Source organism: Pseudomonas sp. B21-040, from assembly GCF_024748695.1.
Lineage (GTDB): Bacteria > Pseudomonadota > Gammaproteobacteria > Pseudomonadales > Pseudomonadaceae > Aquipseudomonas.
The window spans coordinates 3,396,205-3,421,905 of sequence record NZ_CP087176.1 but is presented as its reverse complement, the minus strand read 5'-3'; the positions used below and the strand labels follow the sequence as shown (position 1 = coordinate 3,421,905).

The window sequence follows — 25,701 nt, the reverse complement described above, 5'->3', positions numbered from 1 at the left end:
TCCTGTGGGGGCGCAAAAACAGGCAGCCGGTTCGGGCCCCTAAGGGCCCGCCCGGCAATCACTCAGAGACCGACGTCCGGCAGCTCCGGACGGTTGGCCAGGGCCTTGGCCATGATCTGCTCGACGAACACGCGGTCAGCTTCCGGCAGGGCCAGGCGTGGTGGACGGGTCAGCGCGCTGCCGCGACCGGCGATGGCTTCGCACAGCTTGATGCACTGCACCAGGTCGGCACGGGCGTCGAGGTGCAGGATCGGCATCAACCATTCGTAGATCGGCATGGCTTCGGCGAAGCGACCGGCCTTGGCCAGGCGGAAGATGGTTTCGCCTTCTTTGGGGAACACGTTGGACATCCCCGAGACCCAGCCTTCGGCGCCCACCGCAATGCTTTCCAGCACCACGTCGTCGAGACCGGCGAATAGCACAAAACGATCACCGACTTCATTGCGCACGTCGATGAAACGGCGCGTGTCGCCGGAAGAATCCTTGAAGCACACCACGTTGTCGCAGTCGGCCAGGGATATCAGGATGTCCGGGGTGACGTCGTTTTTGTAGATCGGCGGGTTGTTGTAGACCATCAGCGGTACGTCGGCGTTTTTTGCCACGTAACGGTAATGCTCGGCGGTTTCGAATGGCTTGGAGCCGTAGACCAGTGCCGGCATCAGCATGACGCCGTCGACGCCCACACGGCGTACTGCGTTTGCGACTTTGGCGGCGGCCACACTGGTGAACTCAGCTACTCCGCAGATCACCGGAACGCGACCGCGAGCGGCGTCGACCGCGACTTCGGTCACGGCGATTTTTTCTTCGGCGGTCAGCGAGGTGTTTTCCCCCACGGAACCGCACACCACCAGGCCCGACACGCCGTCACGGATCACGTTGGAAATCACCTGATGGGTTTTTTCCAGGTTGATGGAAAAGTCGTCGTTGAATTGAGTGGTCACCGCGGGGAAGACGCCACTCCAGTTAATGCGTTTGCTCATTGTTGCCTCCGATGGGTTCGTTCGTATTTCGTATACGATATTGCAAGTGAGTAAATTCGGCTAGCGCTTTTTTCGGGTTACAAGGGGTTTTTGCTAGCCGTTGGTCAGTGTTTCGACGGCAGGGATCAGGCGCCAGGCCAGGTGTCAGACAGTCGGTAGCCTTGTGGCCATGGATCGCTCGGATCGAGCAGCAACTGATGAGTCCCGGTGATCCAGGCTCGTCCGGAAATACACGGGTAGATCGCCGGTCGACCGGCCACCTCCGTCAGCGAATCGATGCGGCAGTGGAACTCGGAACCGATGATCGAGCGGCCAATAAAACGATCGCCCACCTGCATCAAACCCTTGGCTTGCAACACCGCCATGCGCGCCGAGCAGCCGGTGCCGGTGGGTGAGCGGTCGATTTTGCCGGGTTGAATCACCACCGCATTGGCGCCAGTGGCGATGCCGTTTTCATGGACGATGGGCGCGGCGATCTGGCAGAAGGAAATGTGCGACCACTCGGGGTTCAGCGGATGTACGAAGCCCAGTTGTTCGTTGGCCGCCCGGGTGATTTTCAGCCCGGCCTCGACCAGGTCAGCCGCCTCGTCGGGACGGATGGAGAACCCCAGGCGCTTGGCATCGGCGATCACAAAACTGTCGCCACCGTACGCAGTGTCAACTTGCAGTGAGCCCAGGCCTTCGACTTCGATCCACGCATCAAGACGGTCAGCGAAGGAGGGTACGTTCTTGATTTCCACCCGCTCGACCTTGCCATCGCGGCAATCGGCGACGGCCTCGATCAGCCCGCCCGGGGCTTCGAGTACCAGCCGGGTTTGCGGTTCGGTCATCGGCAGAATACCGGTGTCGAGCAACACCGTGGCGACACACAGCGAGTTGGAGCCGGACATCGGTGGGGTGTCTGCCGGTTCCATGATGATCCAGGCCATTTGCGCCCGTGGGTCCTTGGCCGGCACCAGCAGATTGACGTGGCGGAATACTCCCCCGCGTGGTTCGTTGAGCACGAAATTGCGCAGGGTTTCATCCCGGGCGATCCAGCGAGATTGTTCCCACACGGTGGCGCCTGGTGGCGGGGCAACGCCCCCAACGATGACATCACCGACTTCGCCTTCGGCGTGGCAGCTGACGACATGTATGACTTTCGATGAGCGCATGACTTGATCCTTTTGTTACCTGTTAGGGCCTCATCGCGGGCAAGCCCGCTCCCACAGGTTTGCGGGTGTACACAAAATCGGTGGCAGACACCGATCACTGTGGGAGCGGGCAAGCCCGCGATGGGGCCGTCGGTTATTTCACTGACTTAAGGAAGGCCGCGGTTTCCGCATGCACCGGGTTGCCGATAACTTGTTCAGGCGTGCCGATCTCGTGCACCAGGCCATTGCGAAAAAACGCCACGCGGTCCGACACGTCGCGAGCGAAGCGGATCTCGTGGGTCACCAGCACCATGGTCATGCCGTCTTCGGCGAGCATGCGCATGGTGTCCAGCACTTCGCCCACCAGTTGCGGATCGAGGGCCGAGGTGGCTTCGTCGAACAACATATAATCCGGTGACATGGCCAGGGCGCGGGCGATGGCCATGCGCTGCTGCTGACCGCCGGACAATTTGCCGGGAAAGGCCTTGAGCTTGTCACCCAACCCCACGTGGGTCAGTTGCCGCACCGCCAGCTCCTCGGCTTCAGCCTTGCTTTTTCCGAGGACTTTGCGCGGCGCCAGCATCACGTTCTCCATCACGGTCAGGTGCGGAAAGGCGTTCCATTGCTGGAACACGATGCCGATCTTCTGCCGCAGGCGATTGAGGTCGGTGGCGCTGTGGTGAACCTCGACACCGTCCACGCGGATATTGCCTTTCTGAATCGGCTCCAGGCCGTTGATGCACATCAGCAGGGTCGACTTGCCCGAGCCCGAGCCGCCGATGATCGACACCACTTCACCCTTGCTCACGGTCAGGTTCACGCCCTTGACCACCTCCAGGTTGCCGAAGGATTTGTGTACGTTGTCGATCTCAATCATTTTCTTGCCACCTTCTTTCCAGACGAGCGCCAAGGCGGGCAACCACCAGGCTCATGACGTAATAGATGAGGCCCGCGATGCACAGCACCAGCAACGGTTCCTGGATGCGGGTCACGATGGTTTGCGAGGCGCGCAGCAACTCGACGATGCCGATCCACATCACCAGCGCGGTGTCTTTCATCACACCGAGCACGAGGTTCAGCCAACCGGGAAACGCTACGCGCGTGGCGATCGGCAGGACGATCCAGCGCAGGTCCTGGAAGAAGCTCAGGCCCAGCGAGCGACTGGCGCGGCGCACGGTAAACGGCACCGCGAGCACACCACCGCGCACGATCTCGGTGAAGTACGCGGCGGCGTAGACCCCGAGCACGATGCAGCCAACGCTGAAAGCGCTGATGTCCAGACCGACGATGCTCTTGAGCGAGTTGAACAGCACAAACTGAATCAACAGCGGCACGCTGCGAAACACGTCCAGCACCCAGGCCAGCGGCAGGCTGGCGCGTGGCAGCAGCGCCCGCAACAAGCCGAACACCAACCCGGCGACAGAGCCGAGGATGATCGACCAGAACGTCAGTTGCAGAGTGACCCAGGCGCCATTGAGCAGAAACTGCAGGTCATTCCAGGAAAAACTGGTGGTAAACATGGTCAGGTCCTCAGTAACGGAACAGCCGCCAGGCCATCAGCCGGGCCGTCGCGACGATCGCCTTGGCAATCAGGTAATACAGCACCGCGGCAATGGCGAAGTATTCGAAGGTGCGGAACGTCTTGACGTTGAAGTCCTGGGTCACCCCGGTGAGGTCATTGTTCAGGCCGACAATCACCCCCAGCGAGGTCATCAACACCGCCCAGACCATTTGATTGCTCAACGGGTAGAACACGATCCGCAGCAACTGCGGGACGATGATCATCCGGTAGGTCTGGAAGGCACTCATGCCCAGCGAACGTGCGGCCCGCACTTGTGTGCCGGGCACAGCCTTGAGGCCGCCGCGGAAGTTTTCCGCGAGGTAGCCGGCGTTGTTGAAGGTGATCCCCGCCAGCAGGGCGAACCAGGAGCTGACATGCAACTCCAGTGAGCCAAGGCCGAAGTAGAGGACGTAAACCTGAAACAGCGACGGGGTGTTGCGGGCGATCGACACCCAGCCGTTGCCGAAGCCACGCAGCACCGGGTTTTTGGCTTCGCGCATCACCGTCAGGGCCAGGGCGATGAGCACTCCGAAGATCATCGACAAGGCGGCGGTTTCGAAAGTGACCACCGCCCCGGCGAGCATGTCCGGCAGGGCGCGCAGGGCCGAGCGCCATTGGAAGGTGTAATCAAACATGCGCAGTGTTCTCCAGGTGAACAGCCGGTTGCAGCCAGGCGGGCAGGCGTCCGCTGGCCGTAGCGCTGCAGGCTGCATCGACGCATTCGGCAAGGTTGGCGAAGTGCACCTTTCGACCGACCAGGCCGGGTGCGTAATGGGCGTATTTGCCCGAATTGGTCATCAAGGTTTTGGCGTCCAGCGGGATCACCGGTTCACCGAGCATGCACCAGCAGGTATCCGTGACGAGGGTTGCGCCGAAGGCTTCGATCACGCTGATGTGCCCAGCCTCGCGCGCCTGTTCCAGCACCGCGCGGCCGCAGGTGATGGCAAGGACCACGTCGGGATGCTTGACCCGATTGCGACACAGTCGCGCCAGGTGAGCGAACTCGCTGAGGGAGAAATGCGGATTGCCCAGCGAGACCACATCCACCCGGTTTTCGCGGGCGCTGTTGAGCTTGCGCCAACTGTGCAGCAGGTCCTTCAAGCGAATGGTTTCCACCGGCAGGGTTTGATCCGGCTCCAGAACCTGTGTCGGGTCGAGGGCTTCCGGGGTAACACCGGCGATATGGAACAACGGCGCGGCGGAGGTGGTGGCAAACGCCGCGCCGAAGGCTTTCAGGTCATCCAGGTTTGGCGTGCGCCGTTCCAATCCATACACCAACGGAATCCGGCTGCCCGCCAGCGCGCCAATGTGATAACCGAGCAGCGGATAGAACGCGTCATCCAGTTCACCCAATGCGGGTAACTCAATGTGCAAACGGGCTTTGCGTTGAGCGTCCAGATGGCAGCCAATCAAGGGCGCGCGACCGGTCAGGGCGATGCAGATATCCAGGTAGTCCGGGTACTTCAGCGTCCGTGCACCGAGCACACTGTTGGCGTAAACCACAGCGTTTGATTCGGCCCAGACGATCTGTTCACCGGCCTTCGGCGCGCTGTCCAGCAGGTAGGGCGCACAGGTAAAGCTCAGCTGCGCCCCCATTGCCATGTAGGCATCACCCAAAGCGCTGGCCGGTACGCCAAGCGCGGGATCGATGCCCAATTCTCGCCAACGACGCTGGTCGACGGAGATTGAATTGAGGGTCGTCGGCACCCGCACTTTTGCGCCCCACTGCACCAACTGTTCGGCAAACCGCAGGCTGGCCGGGCCGGTATAGATGCAGCCGTCGATGTGCGCCTGAGTGACATCCACCAGGCATCGGGCACCTTGCAGTTCGGCCATGCGCAGGACGATTTGCATGGCAATTTGTGCCGCCTTGCCATGCTCGCCATCGAGCAGCGCCCGGTCGAGTACAGTGAGCTCGATCGAGGCGCTTGTTTCGACGGTTTGCGATGAATTTTCGAGTGCCTGCCAGGCATCGCCGGGCAGGTGTTCGAACAGTGTCACCGATGAATTCTCGACACGGGCAAACGCCTTGACGCGCAAGGCGGCAAAGGCCTCCTGACCGATGCACAGCACCGGCAGGGAACGCTCGAAAATGGTCTGTGCCACCAGCACGCCCAGGGTCAGGATCTCATCGGGTTCGGCCAGCACCAGTGCGGCTGGTGCATGACCATTACTGATCAACTCCATCAAGACACTGCTGCCAGTGCACGAGCCGCGACCGCTGGGAATGGCCAGCACACGACCGGCCAAATGCTCGCCGCTGAGCGGGTGATGACGGTCGATGACCTCACCGCTGAACGGGTCAACGCCGCCCCAGAAACTCAGCCCGACATCGGCGAACAGCAGGGCGCCTTGTGCGGCGCCCGCGACCAGACTGCGACCGGAAAGGGAAGTGGCCCCAGGCATGCCGGACATCTTAGTAGTAGACCTTGGGCACGGTCAGGTCGGAAGGCTTGATCTCGGTGCCGACCCATTTGGTGAACAGTTCCTCGTAGCGGCCGCTACGGACTTGCTGGTTGACGAACAGGTTCAGGTAGTTGAGCAAGCCATACTCGTTACGCTTGGCACCCAGGGAGACATAGTCAATGGTGTACGGTGCGTTACCGGCGACCTTCAGGTTCTTGTATTTGCCCGACTTGATGGTGGCGGCGGCCACGGTATTGGTGACGACGGTTGCGTCGATGTGGCCCTGAGCGACGGCCAGCAACGTGTCGTTCTGCGACTGATACGCGCGGAAAGTGCCGCTGCCCCAGTTCTTCACGTCTTTTTCCAGGGCGATGGCTTCATAGGTGCCGCTGGTGTTACCCAGGGGTTTGCCTTTGATATCGGCGAAGCTGTTGATGCCGGTGTTGTCGCGGGTCAGCACCACCATCTGGAAGGCAAAGTACGGCACGGTGAGGCCGACAGTCTTGGCCCGTTCCAGGGTGTCGGAGGTTGACGCAACGATCACGTCGGCGCGCCCGGAGATCAGCGCCGGAATGCGGTCAGGGAAGGGGGTTTCAACCACTTCGGCTTCGACCCCGAGGACTTTCGCCAGGTCGCGGCAGTAGTCCACGTCGAACCCGGCCGGGTTGTTACCTTCATCGCGGAACCCCATCGGCGGGAAGTCCAGGGTCACGGCGCAACGCAGCTTGCCCGAACCGATAATATCGTCGAGCTTGTCAGCCTGGGCGGTGGCGATGAAGGAAGTGCTGAGGACAGCGCTGAGGGCTACGGCAAATGCGGGGTTTTTCATAGAGGCCTCGTTGTGGTTGTAGTGTCGTCAGATATCGTATTGGGGATTTCGTATACGATATTAACAATAGCAATGGACGTGCCTGTTTTCCTCCCGAGACCAGAATTAATTTCCAGCCCTTGAATCAGACGGGTTGCGCGACGATGAGTCGGTAGAGGCGAGAGGGTGCGGATCAGGAAGGTGTTACAGAAGGGAGCACAGTCGCCCCATGACGCGCCTTAAAGGAACACCTTAACGGCGGCTGTCGCGGTATTGGCTCGGTGCCAGGCTAGTCAAGGCGCGGAACTGTCGGCTGAAGGCACTGTGGTCGGTGTAACCACAGCGCAGGGCGATCTCTGTGATGGGCAGGTCGGTGTGCAACAACAGCCGCGAACCTTCTTCCAGCCGGGCCTTGTGAATCATCTGCCGTGGCGTGAGCTGGAACACGCGTTTGCAGTGGCGCTCCAGTTGCGCCACGGAATACCCGGCAATCGCCGTCAATTCGGCGAGGCTGATAGGGCGGGCGAAATGCTTGCGGATATGCGCGTCCACCGCAGCGAGTTTCGGGAACGCCGGATGGCTGGACTGGGGAAGTTGCAGGTCGCGGGAGATGCCCGCCAGGCCAACGATGCGGCCCTGTTCATCGTGCAGGGCCAGTTTGTGGGTCAGGCACCACATTGGCTGATTGCCGAAATACAGATGCAGTTCGAGTTGATCGGCCAGTTCGCGGCCGGTGGACAGCACGCGCCGATCCTGTTCGGTGTACAGCGGGCCGTAACGCTCGGGAAAGACCCTGTCGGCGGTGAGCCCAAGCAACTCGTCAGGGTGTTTGAAGCCGCAACGTCGGGCCAGGGTCTGGTTGACGAACGCGTAGCGGGCCTCGCTGTCCTTGATGAAAAACACCACGTCGGACAGGGTGTCGAGCAGCGGCGCAATCGGCTGCAAGCTGCTCAACAGGGTCGGCAGGTCACAGGGTTTGAAGGTCGTGAGCGAGGCATACATGGCGCTGGGCGTCTGGTGGCAATGCCGAGGATCATAAAGACTCGGGCCGGCTATCGAAAGCCCTGGCCCGGTATTCAAACGGGCGGGTTGTCGTCCAGGCACAACAAGGTCTCGATCCGTGCCGGGCTGAACGGCGGGCGTGGCACCGAGGGTTGCCAGCCGAACAAGTGCTGCAAGGCGCCGCCACACACTCGACCCTGACAAGCGCCCATGCCGCAGCGGCTGGCCAGTTTGGCTTCGCGCCAGTCCGCGTGCCCGGCGAGCGCAGCGTAGGGTACGTCTTCGCAGCGGCATAGCAGGGTGTCGGGTTGTGCCAGCGACTTGAGTTGCGGGCCGAGCGCGAATGCCTGGTTCAGCGCATTGGCGAATCCCTGCCACCGCGCGCGCCGAGAGAACAATGCTTGAGCCGCCTGACGGTCGTCGACCGCTGCGTATCCCGCAATCGCACCTTCGACCAACGCCAGTTCACTGCCACCGAACCCCGTGCATTCTCCCGCCGCATAGTGGTCAACGCGGCGGGTGGCTTGCCAGGTATCGACCGCGAGGGCGTGGCCATCGAGATCACAGCCCAGGGCCTGGCCAATTTGAGTGTTGGGGATCAGGCCGAAGCCACAGGCCAGGCGATCACATTCCAGTTCGACGATTTTCCCTTGCTGTTGCAGGCGCACGCCTTCTAGCCGCTCGGTTCCCAGCGCCGCCAACACGTGGGTGCCGGTGCGGTAATGGCGATCGAACAACGTGAACGACTGCAGCAGTTTGTTGGGCCAGCGCGGCAGTTGTGCGGCGAACCCGGCGACTGCCGCCGTTGAAGCCTGCTCGGCGATGCGCAGCACCCGGGCACCCTTGTGTTTTGCGGTCGCGGCGCTGGCCAACAACAACGGCCCGCTACCGGCGATCACCACGCGTTCACCCTGTACCGGCAGGCCGCCCTTGATCAATGCCTGAAGGCCGCCCGCGCCGGTTACGCCGGGCAGTGTCCAGCCGGGGAAGGGCAGCAGCAACTCACGGGCGCCGGTGCACAAAATCAGTTTGTCGTAGGCAATCAGCCAGCCACGATCAGCATCTTCGACCAATAATTGCTTCGGCCCGGCGCAGGCGATCACCCGGGCCCCGGAATGGACGCGGATGTTGTCGCAGCGCTGCAGTTGATCACGCAGATCACGGGCCAGCGTCGGCAAATTGGCCTGAGGCCCGTCGCGCCAGATTTGTCCGCCCGGCGCGGGGTTGTCGTCGAGCATGACGATACGTGCACCGCCAGGCGCGGCGGCGAGGGCGGCGGCCATACCGGCAGGGCCGGCACCGATAATCAGCACGTCGGCATATTCGCTCATGTGCGTGTCTCCACTTGCATGCCGTCACGGCACAGTGTCTGGCAGGCCAGACGGCGTCGACCGTCGATGGTCACCCGGCATTCCTGGCAAATACCCATGCCGCACAAGGGCGCGCGGCGTTGACCACTGACCGAAGTCCGACTGCAACCGTCGCTGCCCAAGGCCAGCGCGGCCGCGACGCTGGTGCCTTCGGCAACGCGCAGGGAACGGCCATCGAGCATCAATTCAGGCATAAACGGGCTCTCCCAGAAAACGCTGCGGCAGATACGGATGCGCAGCGAGCGGCGGTGTTTCGTTGAACAGTTGCGCGACCAGCAAATCGGCCGTGCCGGGGGCCGTGGTGACGCCCAGTCCTTCGTGGCCGACGGCCAGCCACAAGCCCTTGCGCTTTGGGTGCTGACCCACCAGCGGTAAGCCGTCGGGGCTGGCGGCGCGAAAACCGGTCCAGGCGCGGATGCCATTGAGCTGCGCCAACCCCGGCATGTATTCGATCGCACGCTTGAGCATTTTGGCGAGCATCCAGCCTTCGACCTGCGGGTCAGTGGTGCCGAATTGCCGCGAGGCACCGATGAACAATTGCCCGGTTGGTCGAGGTTGAATGTTGCAAGCCGTCGAGGGGCCCGAGGCGTTATGGGCACTGGTGACATAGCCGAGCTCCACCAAGGTGTGCGTGACCTTGGCGGGGTAGCGGTCGGTGATCAGCAAGTGGCCTTTCTTCGGTTCGATTGGCAATTCCGGGCATAACTCGTTGGCCTGAACGCCGTTGGCCAGAATCACGGCTTCGGCACTCAGCCAGCGAACGTCATCCAGGCGTACACGGTTGCCATCGACTTCACTGACTCGCGCCCGCAGCTGCTGGATGTTCGTCGTGTCGAGCATCCAGTTAGCCGTCGCCGGGGCATAGAGAATGCCGTCGCCATTGATTAACAAACCGCCTTCCAGGCCCTCGCGCAACTCGGGTTCGCGCTCGCGCAACGCACGGCGGCTAATCAGTTCACAGGCAACGCCTTGAGCTTGAAGGTTCAGGTATTTGCTGTGGGCGACCGTCATTTCTTCGGCGTTGGCCGCCAGCCAGAGGGTGCCGTTGCTGCGGTAGGCGCAGCCGTCGGGCAGATCCGGCCCGTGTTCGCGCCAGCGTTGCAGGGAATATTGGCTGAGCGCCAGTTCGGCCGGGTTGTCGTCCAGGACCAGCAGGTGACCCATGCCTGCCGCTGTCGCACCGGGGATGCCGGCGTCCACCACCAGCACGCGCAAGCCACGGCGGGCCAGCGCCTGGGCACAGGCGGCGCCGATGATGCCGGCGCCAATCACGATCACATCGGCGATCAGGCCTTCACTCACGGGCGAATGCCCCAAGCGAATGGATCGTCCTGTTCGATGATCAGGCTGGCTTCGGCGCTGATGTAGGCACGACCGCGAATCGTCGGCACGATGCGCTCGCCCTGAAGTTCGTATGAACCCTCGAACTCGCTGCCGATGACGCTGGCCTGGCGCCAGATCTGTCCCGGCTGCAATTTGTCGTCAGCCGCCAGGCACGCCAGTTTGGCACTGGTGCCGGTGCCGCAGGGTGAGCGGTCGTAGGCTTTGCCGGGGCAGAGGACGAAGTTGCGACTGTCGGCGTGTTCGTCATCGGCGAACAGCTCGACGTGATCGATCAGCCCGCCGTCTTCACCGCGAATGCCCTGGGCTTCCAACGCTTGCTGCACGGCAAAGGTATACGCGGTCAATGCATCGAGGTTGTCACCGGCCACACGCAGGCCATGCTCGGCGATCAGGAAAAACCAGTTGCCACCCCAAGCCACATCGCCGACCACCGTTCCAACACCTGGCACTTCGAGCGCCAGCGCCTTGCGGTAACGGTAAGCGGGCACGTTGCGTACGCTCACTGAATGGTCTTCGTGCAGCGTTGCCTGCACTGTGCCCACTGGCGTTTCGATGCTGTGCACGCCCGGGCCGATCTTGCCCATATGGGCCAACGATGCCACCAGGCCAATGGTGCCGTGGCCGCACATACCCAGATAACCGCTGTTGTTGAAGAAGATCACGCCGGCACACGCGGTCGGATCGACGGGCTGGCAGAGCAGGGCGCCGACGAGTACGTCGCTGCCCCGTGGTTCGAGCACACACGCGGCGCGCCACCGATCATGCTGCTCAGCCAGCCGCTGCCGACGTTCGGCCATGCTGCCGGAACCCAGGTCGGGAAAACCTGCCGTCACCAGGCGGGTAGGTTCGCCGCCGGTGTGGGAGTCGATCACGCTGATTCGTTTCATAACAGGGCCACGTCCGTTCAGATGATTGAACGAAAGAGTGGCCCGTGCGGGGGGGCGCCGGCTTGATGGTTTTATCCAGCGCCGATGACGATATCGGCACAGTGCGGCGAGCGGTTAGTGATGGTGCGGCAGGTGCTCGAACAGCGTCTTGCAGACCCCGGCAATGTGCTCGTCGAGCAGCTTCACCGCCAGGTCCACGTCGCCGGCGCGACAGGCCGCCAAAATCTCCCGGTGTTCATGATCGGCGCGATCCTTGCCGGCCGAGAGGCTCATCTGCATGCGCAGGTAACGCTCCAGTTTGTCGTTGACCGAACGAATCAGGCCGACCAGAAACGGGCGTTGCGCCGGTTCGTAAAGGCAAGAGTGCAGCTCCCAATTGAGCTCGGCCCAGCGTCCCACGTCATCTTCGCCGATGAATTCCTGGCAGATACGTTCGGCACGGGCGAAGGTTTCTTCGGTCATGTTAGGGATGGCCAGGCGCAGCACTTTGTCTTCGAGCAGCATGCGCACTTCGAACATCTGCGCCAGTTCTGCGTCGGACACCCGCGTCACCATCGCCCCGCGATTACGCTGGAACATCACCAGGCCTTCAGCCTCCAGGCGCTTGAGCGCTTCGCGCACCGGGATCTTGCTGACGTTGAACTGCCGCGCGATGTCGTCCTGGCGAATCGGCTCGTCCTCGTCAAAATGCCCGGCAACGATTGCGTCCCGCAGATGGCGAGTGATGATTTCCGACGTCGAAGGCGCATTGCCAAGGTCTGGAGCATTGAATTTGGTTTGGGTCACGGCGGCGGTCGTTCGGAATGAGTTGTAGATATGGTATACGAATTTTGCCGGGTGTTCCTTTGTCGACACACCAGTCTGTGGCGCCCTGTATGGATGAGGCTGACATCGACATCCACACTTGAGAGCCGGGTGCCGAGCCTCTGATTGTTCTGAATACGCAAACACTGAAGTCGCCGAGAATGGAATTGTTGGTGGAGTGGTGGGCTTGTAGCCTCCATTACGCCGAACACCGCGATTGGCCAACGATCGGGTGGAGCTCCAGCCAGGGCTCATCAAGACAGACACTGTTACGTCATCGCTTGCTTTCGGCCGCATGCCCCTTCGGGGGATTGGCACCTAATAAAAATAAGGAAGGCAGCTATGAGTATTCGTGCATGGGTCCGTGCAGCAACCCTGCTTGCGCCCGTTCTGGGTGCCGGGGTTCTGGTTCCCTCTTTGGCTTGCGCAGCGGACGACCCGATGGGCTCGTTGGTGCGCGGGGTGTTCGGCGACAGCCTTGAGCGTGAACACGGGATCAAGGTCTATGGCTGGGGCCAGGTGGGTGTGATCTACAACAACAACGGCACGGATGACGTCAGCAAACAGAGTTTCTTCAATACCGATGAAGGCGTGAACCTCAACCAGTTCGCCCTGGCCGTGGAAAAGAAACCCAAGAGCAATGTGATCGGCCGCGTCGGGCCGTTTCCGGGGCCGATGCCGCAAGAGGCTGACTGGGGTTTCAACGTCACGACGGTGTATGGCAAAGACGCGCGCTACTTCAAGACCTACGGCTGGGACGAAGACCTGAGCGCGAACCGCAGCAACAAACCCGAAGAACCCGCACTCACCATCGCCCAGGCCTACGCCGACTTCTACTTCCCGGTGCTTGGCGGCTCAGACCTGATGATCGGGATATTCCACACGCCACTGGAAAACGAAATCGGCTTCGCGTTGCCATCCCCGGCACCGACGGACTTCTACTCGCACACGTATTCCTTCATGCATGGCCCGGCCAAACATGCCGGTGCGTTGTACTCCTTCAAACTGCCCTCGGCACCCGGCGAAAGCATGCTGGGCTTCGAGTTGGGCGTGGTGCAGGGCTGGAACAACCTGCAAGACCCCAACCATGACCCGGATGTGATCGCCAACGTGCGCTGGCGCTCGGCGGACTTCGGCACCTGGATCGACTGGGAAAACATCTACGGTAACGGCGCCGGCGACAGCTTCGCCGAATGCAGCTGCGGCTCACCGCTGCCGGCCGGAACCAAGGATGACGACTACAAGCGCCTGGCGTCTTACCTGACCCTTTCGCACGTCGTCGATCCGAACAACCGCGTGGCACTGGAGCTGAACTACGGCAAACAGGAGCAAGGCGCCTTCGCCGGGTTCGCCAACAAAAACGATGCCACCTGGTACGGCACCGATATCAACTGGTATCACAAACTCAGCGAAAACCTGATGTGGAACAGTCGCGCCGAGTGGTTCTACACCGACGCACCGGTCCACGTGATGATGGCCAACATCGACCCGAACACCGGCATCCCGGACCCGACCTGGGGCAGTTTCTACGGCGTGACCACCAACGTGGCCTGGACGCCGACACCCAACGTGCGCCTGCGTCCGGAATTGCGTTACGACATTCATTCCGGTCCCGGTCGCGATGCCTACGCCGATGGGCAACAGGACTCGCAGGTCGTGGCGTCCTTCGACGTCAGCTTCTTCTTCTAAACCGACTTCTTTCGTTTACCCCTGACCCTGCGTGCTGGCCCGGCCACACGTGGCGACCCTGTTCGTCCAGGCTTTTGGAGTACTGACATGACAGACAACAACGATAAAAACCTGTTTGGCCGCGACTTCTCACGGCGCAACTTCCTGCGCAGCACTGGCGCTGCCGCTGGCGGCTTGGCGCTGGCCAGCCTGCCGTTCAATTTTGCAATCGGCGGCGAGCGGGTGATCAAGCTCGGCTATGTCAGCCCGCAGACCGGGCCGCTGGCGCCGTTTGCCGCCGCCGACAACTACATCATCGAATCGCTCAAGCAGGTGCTGAAAAACACGATCAATGTGGCGGGCAAGGCCTATCGCCTGGAAGTCATCGTCAAGGACAGCCAGTCCAACCCCAACCGTGCGGCGGAAGTGGCAAGCGAGTTGATCCTGTCAGACCAAGTCGATCTGATGCTGGTGTCATCGACCCCGGAAACCACCAATCCGGTGTCCGACCAATGCGAAATCAACGAGATTCCCTGCATCTCCACCGTGGCGCCCTGGCAGCCGTGGTTCTTTACCCGTGGTGGCAAACCGGACCAGGGCTTTGAGTGGACTTATCACTTTTTCTGGGGCCTGGAAGATGTGATTGGCACTTACAGTTCAATGTGGGGTGCCATGCCGTCCAACAAGGTGGTCGGCGGTCTGTTCCCCAATGACGGCGACGGCAATGCCTGGGGCGACCAGAAACTCGGCTTTCCACCGGTGCTGGCGCAGAAGGGTTTTCAGTTGGTCGACCCCGGCCGATTTCAAAGCCTGACGGACGATTTCTCCGCGCAAATTGCCGCGTTCAAAAAAGCCGATGTCGAGATTGTCACCGGCGTAGTGATTCCACCGGACCTCAGCACGTTCTGGACCCAGGCCCGCCAGCAAGGCTTCAAGCCAAAAGCGGTATCGGTAGGCAAGGCGTTGCTGTTTCCCACGGCGGTTGAAGCGTTGGGCAAGGCGGGCAACAACCTCTCGACCGAAATCTGGTGGAGCCCGACGCATCCGTTCAGTTCGTCATTGACCGGTGCCAGTGCCGGGCAGCTGGCCCAGGGTTTCACCCAGGCCACCGGCAAGCAGTGGACGCAACCCCTGGGGTTCGTGCATGCCCTGTTTGAACTGGCGGTGGACATCCTCAAGCGCACCGAAGAAGTCGGGAACGCCCATGCAGTACGCGATGCCTTGCTCAAGACCCATCTGAATACCGTGGTCGGGCCGATCAACTGGAACGGCGGGCCGGTGAAGAACGTGGCCAAGACGCCACTGGTCAGCGGTCAGTGGCGGCTGGGCAATGACAACAAATACGACCTGATCGTGACCAGCAATGCCAACGCCCCGGCGATTCCGCTAGGCGGCGAGATGCAGGCCATCACGTATTGATCGCGCAAAACAGAGACGAGGGCAGCATGCAACAGCCACTTCTGCAAATGACCGACGTGCACAAAAGCTACGGCTCGGTGAAGGTCACGGACGCGATCAATCTGACCCTGCAACCGGGTGAGGCGCTGGGCATCATCGGCCCGAACGGTGCGGGCAAAAGCACGCTGTTCAACCTGATCGCCGGTGGCGTGGCGTCCGACAAGGGCACGATCCATTTCGAAGGTCACAACGTCACTCGCGAGCCGGTGTTCAAACGTTGCCAGCAAGGCATCGGTCGCTCCCATCAGATTCCGCACCCGTTTGTGAAAATGACCGTGTTCGAGAACCTTTTGGTGGGCGCGACTTTCGGTGCGCGGCTCAGTGACAAGGAAGCCAGTCAGTGGTGTGCGCAAACACTGGAGCTGACCGGCCTGATGCGCAAGGCCAATGCCTTGGCTGGCTCCTTGACCTTGCTCGATCGCAAACGCCTGGAAATGGCCCGCGCCTTGTCGACCCAGCCGCGTCTGTTGTTGCTGGACGAAATTGCCGGTGGTTTGACCGAACCGGAATGCCTGCAACTGGTGGACACCATTCAGGGCATCCACACGTCCGGCGTCGCGATCATCTGGATCGAGCACATCGTGCATGCCCTGCTGGCGGTGGTCAGCCGTCTGACGGTGATCAACTTCGGCGCCAAACTGGCCGAAGGCGAACCGCGCAGCGTTATGGCCGACCCTCGGGTCCAGGACATTTACATGGGCATCGGGAGCTGACGCATGCTGACCATCGAAAAACTCTGCGCCGGCTACGGCGACTTTCAAGCGCTGTTCGACATCAGCCTGACCCTTGAGGCGGGTGAAACCGTAGCGATCATCGGTTCCAACGGTGCGGGCAAGTCGACTTTTTTGCGCTCGCTGGCCGGGCTGATCAAAAACTCGCCCGGTGCCATCACCTTCAAGGGGCAGGCCATTGGTGACCTGGCGGCCAATCAGGTGCTGGAGCAGGGCATCGCTTTAGTGCCGGAAGGCCGAAAGCTGTTTCCTTCGCTGTCGGTTGAGGAAAACCTGCTGATCGGTGCCTACAGCAAACGCCCGGGACCGTGGACGCTGGCCAGGATCTACCAACTGTTTCCAGTGCTGGAAAAACTGCGCAAGCGCCCCGGCACTGCCTTGTCCGGTGGCCAGCAGCAAATGGTCGCGATTGGCCGGGGCTTGATGGCCAACCCGCACTTGCTGTTGTGCGATGAGATCAGCCTGGGCCTGGCGCCGACCACGATCAAGGACATCTATGCCGCGCTGCCGTCGATCAAGGCTGACGGCACCACGGTGATTCTTGTCGAGCAGGACATCAATCAGGCGCTGAGTGTGTGCGACCGCTTCTATTGCTTCCAGGAAGGGCGCGTGTCCCTGACCGGGCGGCCAGGGGATGCGGACAAAACACACATCAAAGCCGCGTACTTCGGGATCTAGTGATGGAATGGCTCAATACTTTGCTTCAAGGCATGTTGCTCGGTGGCCTGTACGCGATGTTCGCGGTGGGGCTGTCGCTGATGTTCGGCATCATGCGCCTGGTCAATATCGCCCATGGTGACTTCATCGTTCTGGCGTCTTATCTGGCGCTGATGGTGGTCAATCATCTGGGGTTCAGTCCGTTGGCGAGCCTGGTGATCGTCGTGCCGTTGATGTTCTGTTTCGGCTACCTGCTGCAACGGCTATTACTCAACCGCACGCTGGGCACGGACATTCTGCCGCCACTGCTGGTGACCTTTGGTTTGTCGATCATCGTGCAGAACGTGCTGCTGGAATTTTTCAGCGCCGACAGCCAGAAACTGTCCCAAGGCGATCTTGATGTGGCCAGTGTCGGCATCGGTAGCCTGAGCGTGGGCGAGATGCCGCTGATCGTGTTTTGCAGCGCGTTGCTGATCATTGGCGGCCTGCAATTGCTGTTCTACAAAACCTCGCTGGGGCGGGCGTTTCGCGCCACGTCCGATGACCAGCACACCGCACGGCTGATGGGCGTGAACAACGCGCACATCTTTGGCCTGGCGATGGCGCTGGCGATGGCGGTGGTGTCGATTGCCGGGGTGTTTCTGGCCATCCGTACCAGTTTCGACCCTACCGTGGGGCCGGCGCGGCTTTTGTACGGTTTCGAAGCGGTGATCATCGGCGGCCTGGGCAGCCTGTGGGGCACCTTGGCAGGCGGGGTGATCCTTGGTGTAGCGCAAACCCTGGGCGCAAAAATCGATCCCGGCTGGCAAATCCTCGCCGGTCACCTTGTGTTTCTGCTGATCCTGGTCGTGCGCCCGCGTGGCCTGTTTCCCCGGAGTGTCGATTGATGAATGCCTTGAACAATCCCGCGCTCGGTTATCGCGTGCAACGAACGACCCTCAGCAGCACGATTGGTCTGTCCTTGCTGGGACTCTGTGTATTGGTGCTGCTCAGTGCCCCTCTTTGGGCCGATCGCGCGAGTCTTCGTCTGGTGGTGGAGTTCGCTTACTACCTGGCCTTGGCGCAAATGTGGAACCTGCTGGCCGGGTACGCCGGCATGGTGTCGGTCGGGCAACAGGCCTTCGTTGGCCTCGGCGGTTATCTGCTGTTTATGCTGGCGAGCCAGTTCGGTGTACCGCCCTTGCTCGCGGTGCTGCTCTCTGGCGTGGCGGTTGCGCTGCTGGCGATTCCCACGGCGTTGATTGTGTTTCGTCTGCGCGGAGCCTATTTCGCCATTGGTACCTGGGTGGTGGCAGAAGTGTTTCGCCTGGGCCTGGCGCAAATGAGCAGCCTTGGCGGTGGATCCGGGCAAAGTCTGCCGGCGGCGATCGTGCGGCAGATCGGCAATGACCGGGACGGGCGCGAGACGTTGATCTATTTCACCGCGCTTGCCATCGCCATTGGCGCCGTGGCAGTGGTGTTCTTGCTGCTGCGTTCGCGACAGGGATTGGCCCTGGCGTCAATTCGTGATTCGGAACCGGCGTCCGGCAGTCTAGGGGTCGATACATTCCGCACCAAACTGATGGTCTACGTGTTGGCCGCCGGTTGCACAGGCGTGGTCGGGGCACTGATCTTCCTGCAAAAACTGCGCATTTCACCGGACGCGGCGTTCAACCTGCAAGACTGGACGGCAGTCGTGATCTTCATCGTGATTATCGGCGGCATCGGCACCCTCGAAGGACCGCTGATCGGCACGCTGATTTACTTCGTATTGCGCGGCTGCCTGGCGCAATACGGCGCGGTGTACATGATCATTCTCGGCGCCGTTGCGGTGGTGATGATGCTCAAGGCGCCGCAAGGCGTGTGGGGGCTGATCAGCGAACGCCTGGGCTGGCAGGTTTTCCCCATGCAGCGACGGTTATCCGTGCGGCCCCAGCCATAAGACGGCTCCGGGATGTGGAGCGCGAGGTGCCGACAGGCTAACCTCGCTGTTCCTATAAGAACAAAAACATCCAGAGAGCCGGCCCCATGGATCGTTTACTCAGTGTCGAAGCCTTTGTGCGAGTTGCCGAGACCGGCAACTTCGCCAGGGCGGCCCAGCAATTGGGCGTGACCCGCTCAGTCATCACCCACCGCATCCAGCAACTCGAACAGTTCATCAATGCGCCGCTGTTCCACCGCAGTACCCGCCATGTGCGGCTGTCTGAGGTAGGGGAGACGTATTACAAGGAATGCGCGGACATGGTGGCGAGTTTCAATTCGCTTACCGAACACATGCGCGAACTGCGGGCCAAACCCACCGGCAAGTTGCGCGTACAAATGCTGCCAGGGTTTGCCATCGGTCACTTCGGGCGACTGTTGGCCGAGTTCACGCGGCTTTATCCGGACATTGAAGTGGATGTCATCGTCAACGACCGGGTGGTGGACCCCATCGAAGAAGGCTTCGATGTGGCGTTCCAGATGTTCCCGCCTATGGCGGAAACCCTGATCGAGCGCAAACTGTTCAGTGTGCGCCGATTGTTCTGCGTGTCCCCCGATTACGCCAGCGAGTTCGGCGTGCCGACCCATCCTCAGGAGCTGCTGCAACACAAGATCGCCCTGTACGAGGGCTATCCGTCGCGCAACCGCTGGATCTTCACCCGCGAAGATGAGCAAGTAGAACTGAGCCTGCCGGGCCAAGTGCGTTCCAATTCAGTGCATTTGCTGCGCGATTACGCACAAACCGGGGTGTGCATTGTCTGCCTGCCGACACTGGTGGCCAGCGATGACTTGCTCAGTGGCCGGTTGATTCCGGTGCTGTCCGAGTACGCCTTGTCATCCTTCAACTTCTCCGCGGTCTACCCCGCGACGCAGCGCCGGGCCTTGAAAGTACGCACGTTGATCGACTTTCTGGTGGAGAACTTCGGCGATGAGCCATGCTGGGACATACCCTTGCTGGAGCGTGGCTGGGTTCGCTGACCGGCACTTGGCTCGCTCCAGTGTTTGCGTTTCGCAAACACTGTTGTCGCCGGTCCTCTAATTGTTCCGGGGCCAGGCGCGACGTACTGTTGGCTCACTGTTACTACAACAACAAAACGGTGAAAACCATGAGTAGCGCTGCAATCGAAACGGTATTCGGCTCGCTGGACAACTACACCAAAGGGTCGGTTGAACTCATCAGCGGCCAGGCCAGTCACTACGCTTTTTCGAACATCTTCGAAGTGGCGGCACAGTCCCGTCCTTACGAAAAAGTCGTGGTCGGCCTCAACCTCGGCTATGTCGTGGAGTCCATCCGCGCCGAAGGTCAATCGCCTTGGTACACCGCCGCGCACGACGAATTCGCCATCGTCATGGACGGTGAAGTGCGGGTGGATTTCCTCAAGCTCGATGCGCCGCTCAAAGACAGCGAGGGCACGCAACTGGCCGGCGAAGTACCGGCGGGCAAACCCATGGGCTACGTGTTGCTCAAGCGCGGCCATCAGTGCCTGTTGCCGGTGGGCACTGCTTATCGCTTCGAAGCCAGCCGCCCGGGCGTGATCCTGCAGCAGACCATCAAAGGCCCGCTGTCAGTCGAGAAGTGGGCTGACATCTGCTTCAAGTGATCTGCCCAGCCGCCTAAACCAACAACAAAAGGAATCCCGCCATGGCCATGCTTGAAACCGCTGCCGATACCGCCCTGTTTGCCGACGATGACGTCCAGGCCAGCGCACCCCATGCCGTTACTGGCTACTGCTCATTCAAACTCGGCGCCTTCGACCTGTCGCGCGACGAGTACTTCGCCCGCATCACCTGGCCCGCCAAAGGCCAGACCCGCTCGCACCTGATTCCGGTCGACGCCTTCCTGCGCGCCATGATGCGCGATGTGGCCTGGGGCTTTTTCTATGGCTGGGTCAACTTCGACCAGGTCATTGGCACTCGCAATTACTACGGCAGGGTCGATCTGTATGCCGGCACCTTCAACGGCACGCTCAAGGCTGCCGGGGTCAACTACACCGAAAACTTTGAAACACCGCTGATCATGGCGACGTTCAAGGCCATTTTGCGTGATTGGACCAACTCGACATTTGACCCGTTCGCCGCACCGGAAGAAACCGGCAGCGCTTTCGGTCGCAAGAACGGCAACAACATTGAAGCCATCGAGCGCTCCCGCATCGCCACCAAACGCATGCCGGGCCTGAAGGATGATTCGCCGCTGCGCAACGATCTTCCGGTCAATCGCCAGTTCATCGATGTGCCTCAGGACGAACCTGAAGTCCACGCCGCAGAAGGTTTCGAAGGTGAGTTGCATGCCTTCAACCTGTTCAAGTACCTGTCGCGCTCCGACGTGACCTGGAACCCGTCCGTGACCTCGGTGTGCAAGGCCAGCCTGTTCTGCCCGACCACCGAAGAATTCATCCTGCCGGTGTTCCATGGCAATGACCGCATCGAGTGGTTCCTGCAAATGTCCGACGAGATCATCTGGGATGTCGGTGACAAGGATGACGGCAACCCACGCGCCCGCATCACCATGCGCGCCGGTGACATCTGCGCCATGCCCGCCGACATACGTCACCAGGGCTACTCGACCAAACGCTCGATGTTGATGGTCTGGGAAAACGCCACGCCGAACCTGCCGCAACGCTACGAGAGCGGCGAACTCAAGCCGTACCCGATCGAGTTTTAAGACCTCGTGTCTTGCCCGGCGTCATGTCGGGCCATGCTCCCAGCCCTTGAGTCAGACACTGCGCTACACGCGCGGTGCGAGGAAACAATTATGCAAAATCAGCTCTATATCGATGGCCGCTTCGTTGACGCCGTCGCCGGTGGAACCATCGACGTCCTGTCGCCCCATGACGGTTCGTTGATCACCCGCATCGCCGCCGCTGAAGCCGCAGACATCGATCTCGCCGTCGCCGCCGCCAAGCGTGCCTTTCCAGCCTGGTCGGGTTTGGGTGCCGCCGAGCGCGGGCGCCTGTTGCTCAAACTGGCGGACAAGATCGAAGAGTGCGGCGAAGAACTGGCGCAGCTCGAATCCTTGAACACCGGCCACCCGATCCGCGACTCCCGTGGCCTCGACGTACCGCGCACGGCCGCCTGCTTCCGCTACTTCGGCGGCATGGCCGACAAGGTCGAAGGTTCAGTGATCCCGGTTGAAGCCGGCTTCCTCAACTACGTGCAACGCAAGCCCATTGGCGTGGTGGGGCAGATCGTGCCCTGGAACTTTCCGCTGATGTTCACCAGCTGGAAAATGGGCCCGGCACTGGCGGCGGGCAACACCATCGTCATCAAACCCTCGGAGATCACGCCGTTAACGACCCTGCGCATCGTCGAGCTGATGACAGAAGTCGGCTTTCCGAAAGGTGTGGTCAACGTGGTGCCGGGCTACGGCCATACTGCCGGGCAAGCGCTGGCAGAACACCTCGACGTCGGCAAGATTGCCTTTACCGGCTCGACGGCGACCGGTCGACGGATTGTCGAATCGTCGACAAGCAACCTCAAGCGCATCCAACTGGAGCTGGGCGGGAAGGGTGCCAACATCGTCTTCGAAGACGCCAATCTGGAGGCGGCGGTCAATGGCGCTGCCTGGGCAATCTTTCACAATCAGGGCCAGGCCTGCATCGCCGGCTCGCGTCTGATTCTGCATAAAGACATTGCTGACCCGTTCCTTGAGCGATTCATCGCGCTGGCCAAATCCATTCGCCTGGGCGATCCGATGGACCCTCAGACCGAAATGGGGCCACTGACTTCGGCGCTGCACCGCGACCGCGTCCTGGCTTATATCGATATCGCCATCGAGCAGGGCGGCAAGGTCCTCGTCGGCGGCAAGGCACCGGACGACAAAAGCCTGGCCAAGGGTTTTTACGTCGAGCCGACCGTCGTCGAAGCCCGGCCCGGTGATCGTGTCTGCCAGGAAGAAGTCTTTGGGCCTTTCGTCACCGTGGTGCGCTTCAGCACCGACGAAGAAGCCCTGGCCATTGCCAACAGCACCGAATATGGGCTGGGCAGCGGGCTGTGGACGCAGAACCTGGCCCGCGCGCACAAAATGGCCGACGCCATCCACGCCGGCATGTGCTGGATCAACTGCTACAAACGCGTCAACCCTGGTAGCCCGTTTGGCGGTGTCGGCCAATCGGGTTATGGCCGTGAAATGGGCTTCGAAGCGATACACGACTACACCGAAGCCCATTCGGTGTGGGTCAACGTCGACGCCAAAATCGCGCCGTATTACCCACGTTGAGGCCTGCCATGAACCCATTTGTTTACCAAAGCCTGCCGACCCGTGTGGTGTTCGGTTGGGGCAAACTCTCGACGCTGGCTGAAGAAATCGAACGCCTGGGCGCCCGGCGTGCACTGATCCTGACCACGCCGGAACAGCACGGGTTAGGCGAACAGGTCGCGGCATTGCTCGGTGACCGCGCGGCGGGCATCTATTCCAAGGCCGTGATGCACGTTCCGCTGGAACTGGCGCAAGCGGCGCGTCTTGAAGCGGCACGTCTGGATGCCGATTGCTGCGTGGCCATTGGCGGTGGTTCGACCATTGGCCTGGGCAAGGCGATTGCCATGGATTCAGGCCTGCCCATCGTGGCGGTGCCGACCACTTACGCCGGCTCCGAAATGACGCCCATCTACGGCTTGACGGAAAATCGCCTGAAGAAAACCGGGCGTGATCCCAGGGTCTTGCCCAAAACCGTGATCTACGACCCACAGTTGACGTTGACTTTGCCGTCGCAGATTTCCGCCTGCTCGGGCATGAACGCCATGGCCCACGCCGTCGAGGCGCTGTACGCCCAGGACGCCAACCCGATCATCGGCTTCATGGCCGAAGAATCGATTCGTTCGCTGGCCCTGGCATTGCCGGGCGTGGTTAACGATCCCGATGATCCCGAGGCGCGTAGCCAGGCGTTGTATGGTGCGTGGCTGGCGGGCATTTGCCTGGGTTCGGTGGGCATGGCTTTGCACCACAAGCTTTGCCACACCTTGGGCGGGACGTTCAATCTGCCGCACGCCCAGGCCCATGCAATCGTTCTGCCCCACGCCGCGCATTACAACCGCAAAGCGGCAGCGCAGCCGTTGCAACGGGCCGCGCGCGCCCTGGGTGGCAACGAGGCAAGCGAGGTCGGCGCTTTGTTGTACGCGCTGAACCAGAAGCTGGGCATTCCTCTGGCGCTGGGGGACATTGGCCTGCCTGAGCACGGCCCTGCCGAAGCGGCGCAAATCGCCTGCGCCAGTCCGTATTACAACCCCCGGCCATTTGAACAAGGACTGATTGAAGCGCTGTTGACCCGCGCGTTGAAAGGCCAGGCACCAGCCTGATTGATCAGGGCAGCGTCGGGGCGAACCACGGCCCCGATGCCTGCGCTAGCCGTACACTCTCCCTCGTCGGAATAACAACAATGACCGATCAAGACAAAACCATCGAACTGCGGATTTCCGAGCAGGCGGTGAACAGCTTCAAGGACGCGCCGAACGCGCGTTACAAATACATCATGCAAAGCCTGGTTCGGCACCTGCACGCGTTTGTCAGCGAAGTCGAACTGACCGAGCAGGAATGGTTTGAAGGCATACGCTTTCTGACCGATACCGGCCACACGTGCGATGGTCTGGTGCGCCAGGAATTCATCCTGCTCTCGGACACCCTTGGTGTCTCGATGCTGGTCGACGCCATCAACCATCGACACACCGCCAATGCCACCGACACCACCGTGTTCGGGCCGTTCTACATCGACGGCATGCCAGAGCGTGAGTTTGGTGAAAACATGGCCTGCACACCTGGCGAAACAGCACTGGTGCGCGGTCGTGTGGTCGACACTCAGGGCAACCCACTGGCCGGCGCGGTGTTGGACGTGTGGCAAACCGCCGAAAACGGGATGTATTCAGGCCAGGACACGGAGCAGCCGTTCGGCAATTTACGCGGTCGATATCGCACCGATGCCAATGGCTACTTCGCCATTCGCACGATTGTTCCCGTGTGCTACCCGATCCCTACCGATGGCCCGGTCGGGCGTATGCTCAATGCCGCCAACCGTCACGCGTGGCGGCCCGCACACCTGCACTTCATGATCGACGTACCGGGCTATCGAAAACTGGTCACGCACCTGTTCAATCACGATGATCCGTACCTGGAGTCCGATGCGGTGTTTGGCGTCAAACAGTCGTTGCAGGTGATCTACGAAGACCGTTTCACTCACGACGACTTGTCCGCCGACCTGGATATGCAATTGCCGTTCAAGCGTGCGTGTTATGAATTTGTCATGGAAATTGTGTGAATCATGGGCCAGTTTTTTGCGGTATTCGCCACCGACCATCCGGACTCGCTAGCCTTGCGTCAGCGTTTGCGGCCTAGCCATCAGGCGCATTTACGTGCCAACCAGGCTCATCGGGTAGTGGTGCGCTTCGGCGGCCCGACCCTCGATGAAGCGGGCACGTCCATGAATGGCACGCTGCTGGTCATCGAGGCGGGCAGCTTGCCTGAAGTGGAAGCGTTTATTCAGGACGATCCTTATGTCCAGGCCGGGCTGTTCGCCAGTGTGCAGATTCGCCCCTGGCACTGGAGCCTGGGCAACCCGGAGTTGCGCGGCTGACCATGATCACCATCACGTTGTGCCAACTCGACGACATCGCGGACGGCGGCGCCCTGGGCCTGCCGCAGCACCAGCAACTGCATCCGGCCGGGTTGGTGGCAGTGCGCCAAGGTCAGCAGGTGTGGGTGTACGTCAACCGCTGCCCGCATTTCTCGGTGCCTCTGGATTATCGGCCACTGGAATTTTGCACCTATCGCGGCAAGGTCCTGATGTGCGCGCATCACAGCGCTATGTTCCGTTTCGACGACGGGCAATGCATCGACGGCCCTTGCAAGGGCGCACAGTTGGAGTCGGTACCGGTGCGCTGGGTGGAAAACCACTTGCTCATGGACATCGAGCACGAGGGCGACCGGATGCAGGGTGGGTGAGGAGG

27 protein-coding genes are annotated in these 25,701 nt (G+C 61.2%); 14 read left to right on the top strand and 13 right to left on the bottom strand.

What is annotated here, in order from left to right; translation table 11 throughout:
• Positions 1 to 62: 62 nt before the first annotated feature.
• From LOY55_RS15835 to LOY55_RS15775, 13 genes are all read right to left on the bottom strand, one after another.
• Positions 63 to 980: a dihydrodipicolinate synthase family protein gene (locus LOY55_RS15835; protein ID WP_046027192.1), complete on the bottom strand. Its 918-nt coding sequence runs from the start codon at positions 978 to 980 to the stop codon at positions 63 to 65.
• Positions 981 to 1,105: 125 nt separating this feature from the next.
• Positions 1,106 to 2,134, bottom strand: a complete 1,029-nt coding sequence (locus LOY55_RS15830; protein WP_109787170.1) for a trans-3-hydroxy-L-proline dehydratase — start codon at positions 2,132 to 2,134, stop codon at positions 1,106 to 1,108.
• Between the two features lie 133 nt (positions 2,135 to 2,267).
• On the bottom strand, positions 2,268 to 2,990 hold the full coding sequence (locus LOY55_RS15825; protein ID WP_046027194.1) for an amino acid ABC transporter ATP-binding protein: 723 nt from the start codon (positions 2,988 to 2,990) through the stop codon (positions 2,268 to 2,270).
• The gene (locus tag LOY55_RS15820) at positions 2,983 to 3,633 is read right to left on the bottom strand and encodes an amino acid ABC transporter permease (RefSeq protein WP_046027195.1); all 651 of its coding nucleotides are present in this window, start codon (positions 3,631 to 3,633) and stop codon (positions 2,983 to 2,985) included. Before LOY55_RS15820 ends, LOY55_RS15825 begins: the two co-directional genes overlap by 8 nt.
• Before the next feature lie 10 nt (positions 3,634 to 3,643).
• Positions 3,644 to 4,309, bottom strand: coding sequence for an amino acid ABC transporter permease (locus LOY55_RS15815; protein WP_046027196.1), 666 nt, complete (start codon positions 4,307 to 4,309; stop codon positions 3,644 to 3,646).
• The gene (locus tag LOY55_RS15810) at positions 4,302 to 6,080 is read right to left on the bottom strand and encodes an aconitase family protein (RefSeq protein WP_258665681.1); all 1,779 of its coding nucleotides are present in this window, start codon (positions 6,078 to 6,080) and stop codon (positions 4,302 to 4,304) included. Before LOY55_RS15810 ends, LOY55_RS15815 begins: the two co-directional genes overlap by 8 nt.
• Before the next feature lie 10 nt (positions 6,081 to 6,090).
• Positions 6,091 to 6,909, bottom strand: coding sequence for a transporter substrate-binding domain-containing protein (locus LOY55_RS15805; RefSeq protein WP_046027197.1), 819 nt, complete (start codon positions 6,907 to 6,909; stop codon positions 6,091 to 6,093).
• A gap of 231 nt (positions 6,910 to 7,140) precedes the next feature.
• A complete protein-coding gene (locus tag LOY55_RS15800; protein ID WP_046027198.1) occupies positions 7,141 to 7,890 on the bottom strand; it encodes an AraC family transcriptional regulator in 750 nt (249 codons plus the stop codon).
• Between the two features lie 74 nt (positions 7,891 to 7,964).
• Positions 7,965 to 9,221 (bottom strand): FAD/NAD(P)-binding oxidoreductase, encoded by a 1,257-nt coding sequence (locus LOY55_RS15795; RefSeq protein WP_109787172.1) that lies wholly within the window; start codon positions 9,219 to 9,221, stop codon positions 7,965 to 7,967.
• Positions 9,218 to 9,454, bottom strand: coding sequence for a (2Fe-2S)-binding protein (locus LOY55_RS15790; protein WP_109787173.1), 237 nt, complete (start codon positions 9,452 to 9,454; stop codon positions 9,218 to 9,220). Before LOY55_RS15790 ends, LOY55_RS15795 begins: the two co-directional genes overlap by 4 nt.
• Positions 9,447 to 10,562 carry an FAD-dependent oxidoreductase gene (locus tag LOY55_RS15785; protein ID WP_309475384.1) on the bottom strand — a complete coding sequence of 372 codons (1,116 nt, stop codon included), beginning with the start codon at positions 10,560 to 10,562 and terminating at the stop codon, positions 9,447 to 9,449. The genes LOY55_RS15790 and LOY55_RS15785 overlap by 8 nt, the downstream gene beginning before the upstream one ends.
• The gene (locus LOY55_RS15780) at positions 10,559 to 11,491 is read right to left on the bottom strand and encodes a 4-hydroxyproline epimerase (protein WP_109787175.1); all 933 of its coding nucleotides are present in this window, start codon (positions 11,489 to 11,491) and stop codon (positions 10,559 to 10,561) included. Before LOY55_RS15780 ends, LOY55_RS15785 begins: the two co-directional genes overlap by 4 nt.
• 114 nt (positions 11,492 to 11,605) lie before the next feature.
• On the bottom strand, positions 11,606 to 12,277 hold the full coding sequence (locus tag LOY55_RS15775) for a GntR family transcriptional regulator (protein WP_046027847.1): 672 nt from the start codon (positions 12,275 to 12,277) through the stop codon (positions 11,606 to 11,608).
• Positions 12,278 to 12,637: 360 nt separating this feature from the next.
• Between LOY55_RS15775 and LOY55_RS15770 the strand changes: the two genes are divergently transcribed.
• From LOY55_RS15770 to LOY55_RS15705, 14 genes are all read left to right on the top strand, one after another.
• Positions 12,638 to 13,984: an outer membrane beta-barrel protein gene (locus tag LOY55_RS15770; RefSeq protein WP_109787176.1), complete on the top strand. Its 1,347-nt coding sequence runs from the start codon at positions 12,638 to 12,640 to the stop codon at positions 13,982 to 13,984.
• Positions 13,985 to 14,071: 87 nt separating this feature from the next.
• A complete protein-coding gene (locus LOY55_RS15765; RefSeq protein ID WP_109787177.1) occupies positions 14,072 to 15,382 on the top strand; it encodes an ABC transporter substrate-binding protein in 1,311 nt (436 codons plus the stop codon).
• A gap of 26 nt (positions 15,383 to 15,408) precedes the next feature.
• A complete protein-coding gene (locus LOY55_RS15760) occupies positions 15,409 to 16,134 on the top strand; it encodes an ABC transporter ATP-binding protein (RefSeq protein ID WP_258665676.1) in 726 nt (241 codons plus the stop codon).
• A gap of 3 nt (positions 16,135 to 16,137) precedes the next feature.
• Positions 16,138 to 16,830, top strand: a complete 693-nt coding sequence (locus tag LOY55_RS15755) for an ABC transporter ATP-binding protein (RefSeq protein ID WP_109787179.1) — start codon at positions 16,138 to 16,140, stop codon at positions 16,828 to 16,830.
• Positions 16,831 to 16,832: 2 nt separating this feature from the next.
• A complete protein-coding gene (locus tag LOY55_RS15750; protein ID WP_109787180.1) occupies positions 16,833 to 17,696 on the top strand; it encodes a branched-chain amino acid ABC transporter permease in 864 nt (287 codons plus the stop codon).
• Complete coding sequence (locus LOY55_RS15745) at positions 17,696 to 18,730, top strand: branched-chain amino acid ABC transporter permease (RefSeq protein ID WP_109787181.1); 1,035 nt, start codon at positions 17,696 to 17,698, stop codon at positions 18,728 to 18,730. Before LOY55_RS15750 ends, LOY55_RS15745 begins: the two co-directional genes overlap by 1 nt.
• An 86-nt stretch (positions 18,731 to 18,816) precedes the next feature.
• The gene (locus tag LOY55_RS15740) at positions 18,817 to 19,746 is read left to right on the top strand and encodes a LysR family transcriptional regulator (protein ID WP_109787182.1); all 930 of its coding nucleotides are present in this window, start codon (positions 18,817 to 18,819) and stop codon (positions 19,744 to 19,746) included.
• A 128-nt stretch (positions 19,747 to 19,874) separates the two neighbouring features.
• Positions 19,875 to 20,369, top strand: a complete 495-nt coding sequence (locus LOY55_RS15735; RefSeq protein ID WP_109787234.1) for a hydroxyquinol 1,2-dioxygenase — start codon at positions 19,875 to 19,877, stop codon at positions 20,367 to 20,369.
• A 41-nt stretch (positions 20,370 to 20,410) separates the two neighbouring features.
• Positions 20,411 to 21,430, top strand: coding sequence for a hydroxyquinol 1,2-dioxygenase (locus LOY55_RS15730; RefSeq protein WP_109787183.1), 1,020 nt, complete (start codon positions 20,411 to 20,413; stop codon positions 21,428 to 21,430).
• 90 nt (positions 21,431 to 21,520) lie between these two features.
• Positions 21,521 to 22,984: an aldehyde dehydrogenase family protein gene (locus LOY55_RS15725; protein ID WP_109787184.1), complete on the top strand. Its 1,464-nt coding sequence runs from the start codon at positions 21,521 to 21,523 to the stop codon at positions 22,982 to 22,984.
• Positions 22,985 to 22,992: 8 nt separating this feature from the next.
• Entirely contained in the window at positions 22,993 to 24,060 is a 1,068-nt protein-coding gene (locus LOY55_RS15720; RefSeq protein ID WP_258665673.1) for a maleylacetate reductase, read from the top strand.
• A gap of 80 nt (positions 24,061 to 24,140) precedes the next feature.
• Positions 24,141 to 25,013 carry a dioxygenase gene (locus tag LOY55_RS15715; protein ID WP_109787186.1) on the top strand — a complete coding sequence of 291 codons (873 nt, stop codon included), beginning with the start codon at positions 24,141 to 24,143 and terminating at the stop codon, positions 25,011 to 25,013.
• A 3-nt stretch (positions 25,014 to 25,016) separates the two neighbouring features.
• A complete protein-coding gene (locus tag LOY55_RS15710; protein WP_109787187.1) occupies positions 25,017 to 25,328 on the top strand; it encodes a YciI family protein in 312 nt (103 codons plus the stop codon).
• Positions 25,329 to 25,330: 2 nt separating this feature from the next.
• The gene (locus LOY55_RS15705; protein ID WP_109787188.1) at positions 25,331 to 25,696 is read left to right on the top strand and encodes a Rieske (2Fe-2S) protein; all 366 of its coding nucleotides are present in this window, start codon (positions 25,331 to 25,333) and stop codon (positions 25,694 to 25,696) included.
• Positions 25,697 to 25,701: the final 5 nt, after the last annotated feature.

Coding starts and splice junctions, on each gene's coding strand:
- LOY55_RS15800 (WP_046027198.1), bottom strand. CDS start 7,890: ATGTATGCCTCGCTCACGACCTTCAAACCCTGTGACCTGCCGACCCTG.
- LOY55_RS15735 (WP_109787234.1), top strand. CDS start 19,875: ATGAGTAGCGCTGCAATCGAAACGGTATTCGGCTCGCTGGACAACTAC.
- LOY55_RS15750 (WP_109787180.1), top strand. CDS start 16,833: ATGGAATGGCTCAATACTTTGCTTCAAGGCATGTTGCTCGGTGGCCTG.
- LOY55_RS15720 (WP_258665673.1), top strand. CDS start 22,993: ATGAACCCATTTGTTTACCAAAGCCTGCCGACCCGTGTGGTGTTCGGT.
- LOY55_RS15740 (WP_109787182.1), top strand. CDS start 18,817: ATGGATCGTTTACTCAGTGTCGAAGCCTTTGTGCGAGTTGCCGAGACC.
- LOY55_RS15790 (WP_109787173.1), bottom strand. CDS start 9,454: ATGCCTGAATTGATGCTCGATGGCCGTTCCCTGCGCGTTGCCGAAGGC.
- LOY55_RS15715 (WP_109787186.1), top strand. CDS start 24,141: ATGACCGATCAAGACAAAACCATCGAACTGCGGATTTCCGAGCAGGCG.
- LOY55_RS15730 (WP_109787183.1), top strand. CDS start 20,411: ATGGCCATGCTTGAAACCGCTGCCGATACCGCCCTGTTTGCCGACGAT.
- LOY55_RS15825 (WP_046027194.1), bottom strand. CDS start 2,990: ATGATTGAGATCGACAACGTACACAAATCCTTCGGCAACCTGGAGGTG.
- LOY55_RS15805 (WP_046027197.1), bottom strand. CDS start 6,909: ATGAAAAACCCCGCATTTGCCGTAGCCCTCAGCGCTGTCCTCAGCACT.
- LOY55_RS15780 (WP_109787175.1), bottom strand. CDS start 11,491: ATGAAACGAATCAGCGTGATCGACTCCCACACCGGCGGCGAACCTACC.
- LOY55_RS15830 (WP_109787170.1), bottom strand. CDS start 2,134: ATGCGCTCATCGAAAGTCATACATGTCGTCAGCTGCCACGCCGAAGGC.
- LOY55_RS15760 (WP_258665676.1), top strand. CDS start 15,409: ATGCAACAGCCACTTCTGCAAATGACCGACGTGCACAAAAGCTACGGC.
- LOY55_RS15765 (WP_109787177.1), top strand. CDS start 14,072: ATGACAGACAACAACGATAAAAACCTGTTTGGCCGCGACTTCTCACGG.
- LOY55_RS15705 (WP_109787188.1), top strand. CDS start 25,331: ATGATCACCATCACGTTGTGCCAACTCGACGACATCGCGGACGGCGGC.
- LOY55_RS15815 (WP_046027196.1), bottom strand. CDS start 4,309: ATGTTTGATTACACCTTCCAATGGCGCTCGGCCCTGCGCGCCCTGCCG.
- LOY55_RS15820 (WP_046027195.1), bottom strand. CDS start 3,633: ATGTTTACCACCAGTTTTTCCTGGAATGACCTGCAGTTTCTGCTCAAT.
- LOY55_RS15725 (WP_109787184.1), top strand. CDS start 21,521: ATGCAAAATCAGCTCTATATCGATGGCCGCTTCGTTGACGCCGTCGCC.
- LOY55_RS15745 (WP_109787181.1), top strand. CDS start 17,696: ATGAATGCCTTGAACAATCCCGCGCTCGGTTATCGCGTGCAACGAACG.
- LOY55_RS15770 (WP_109787176.1), top strand. CDS start 12,638: ATGAGTATTCGTGCATGGGTCCGTGCAGCAACCCTGCTTGCGCCCGTT.
- LOY55_RS15710 (WP_109787187.1), top strand. CDS start 25,017: ATGGGCCAGTTTTTTGCGGTATTCGCCACCGACCATCCGGACTCGCTA.
- LOY55_RS15810 (WP_258665681.1), bottom strand. CDS start 6,080: ATGCCTGGGGCCACTTCCCTTTCCGGTCGCAGTCTGGTCGCGGGCGCC.
- LOY55_RS15795 (WP_109787172.1), bottom strand. CDS start 9,221: ATGAGCGAATATGCCGACGTGCTGATTATCGGTGCCGGCCCTGCCGGT.
- LOY55_RS15835 (WP_046027192.1), bottom strand. CDS start 980: ATGAGCAAACGCATTAACTGGAGTGGCGTCTTCCCCGCGGTGACCACT.
- LOY55_RS15755 (WP_109787179.1), top strand. CDS start 16,138: ATGCTGACCATCGAAAAACTCTGCGCCGGCTACGGCGACTTTCAAGCG.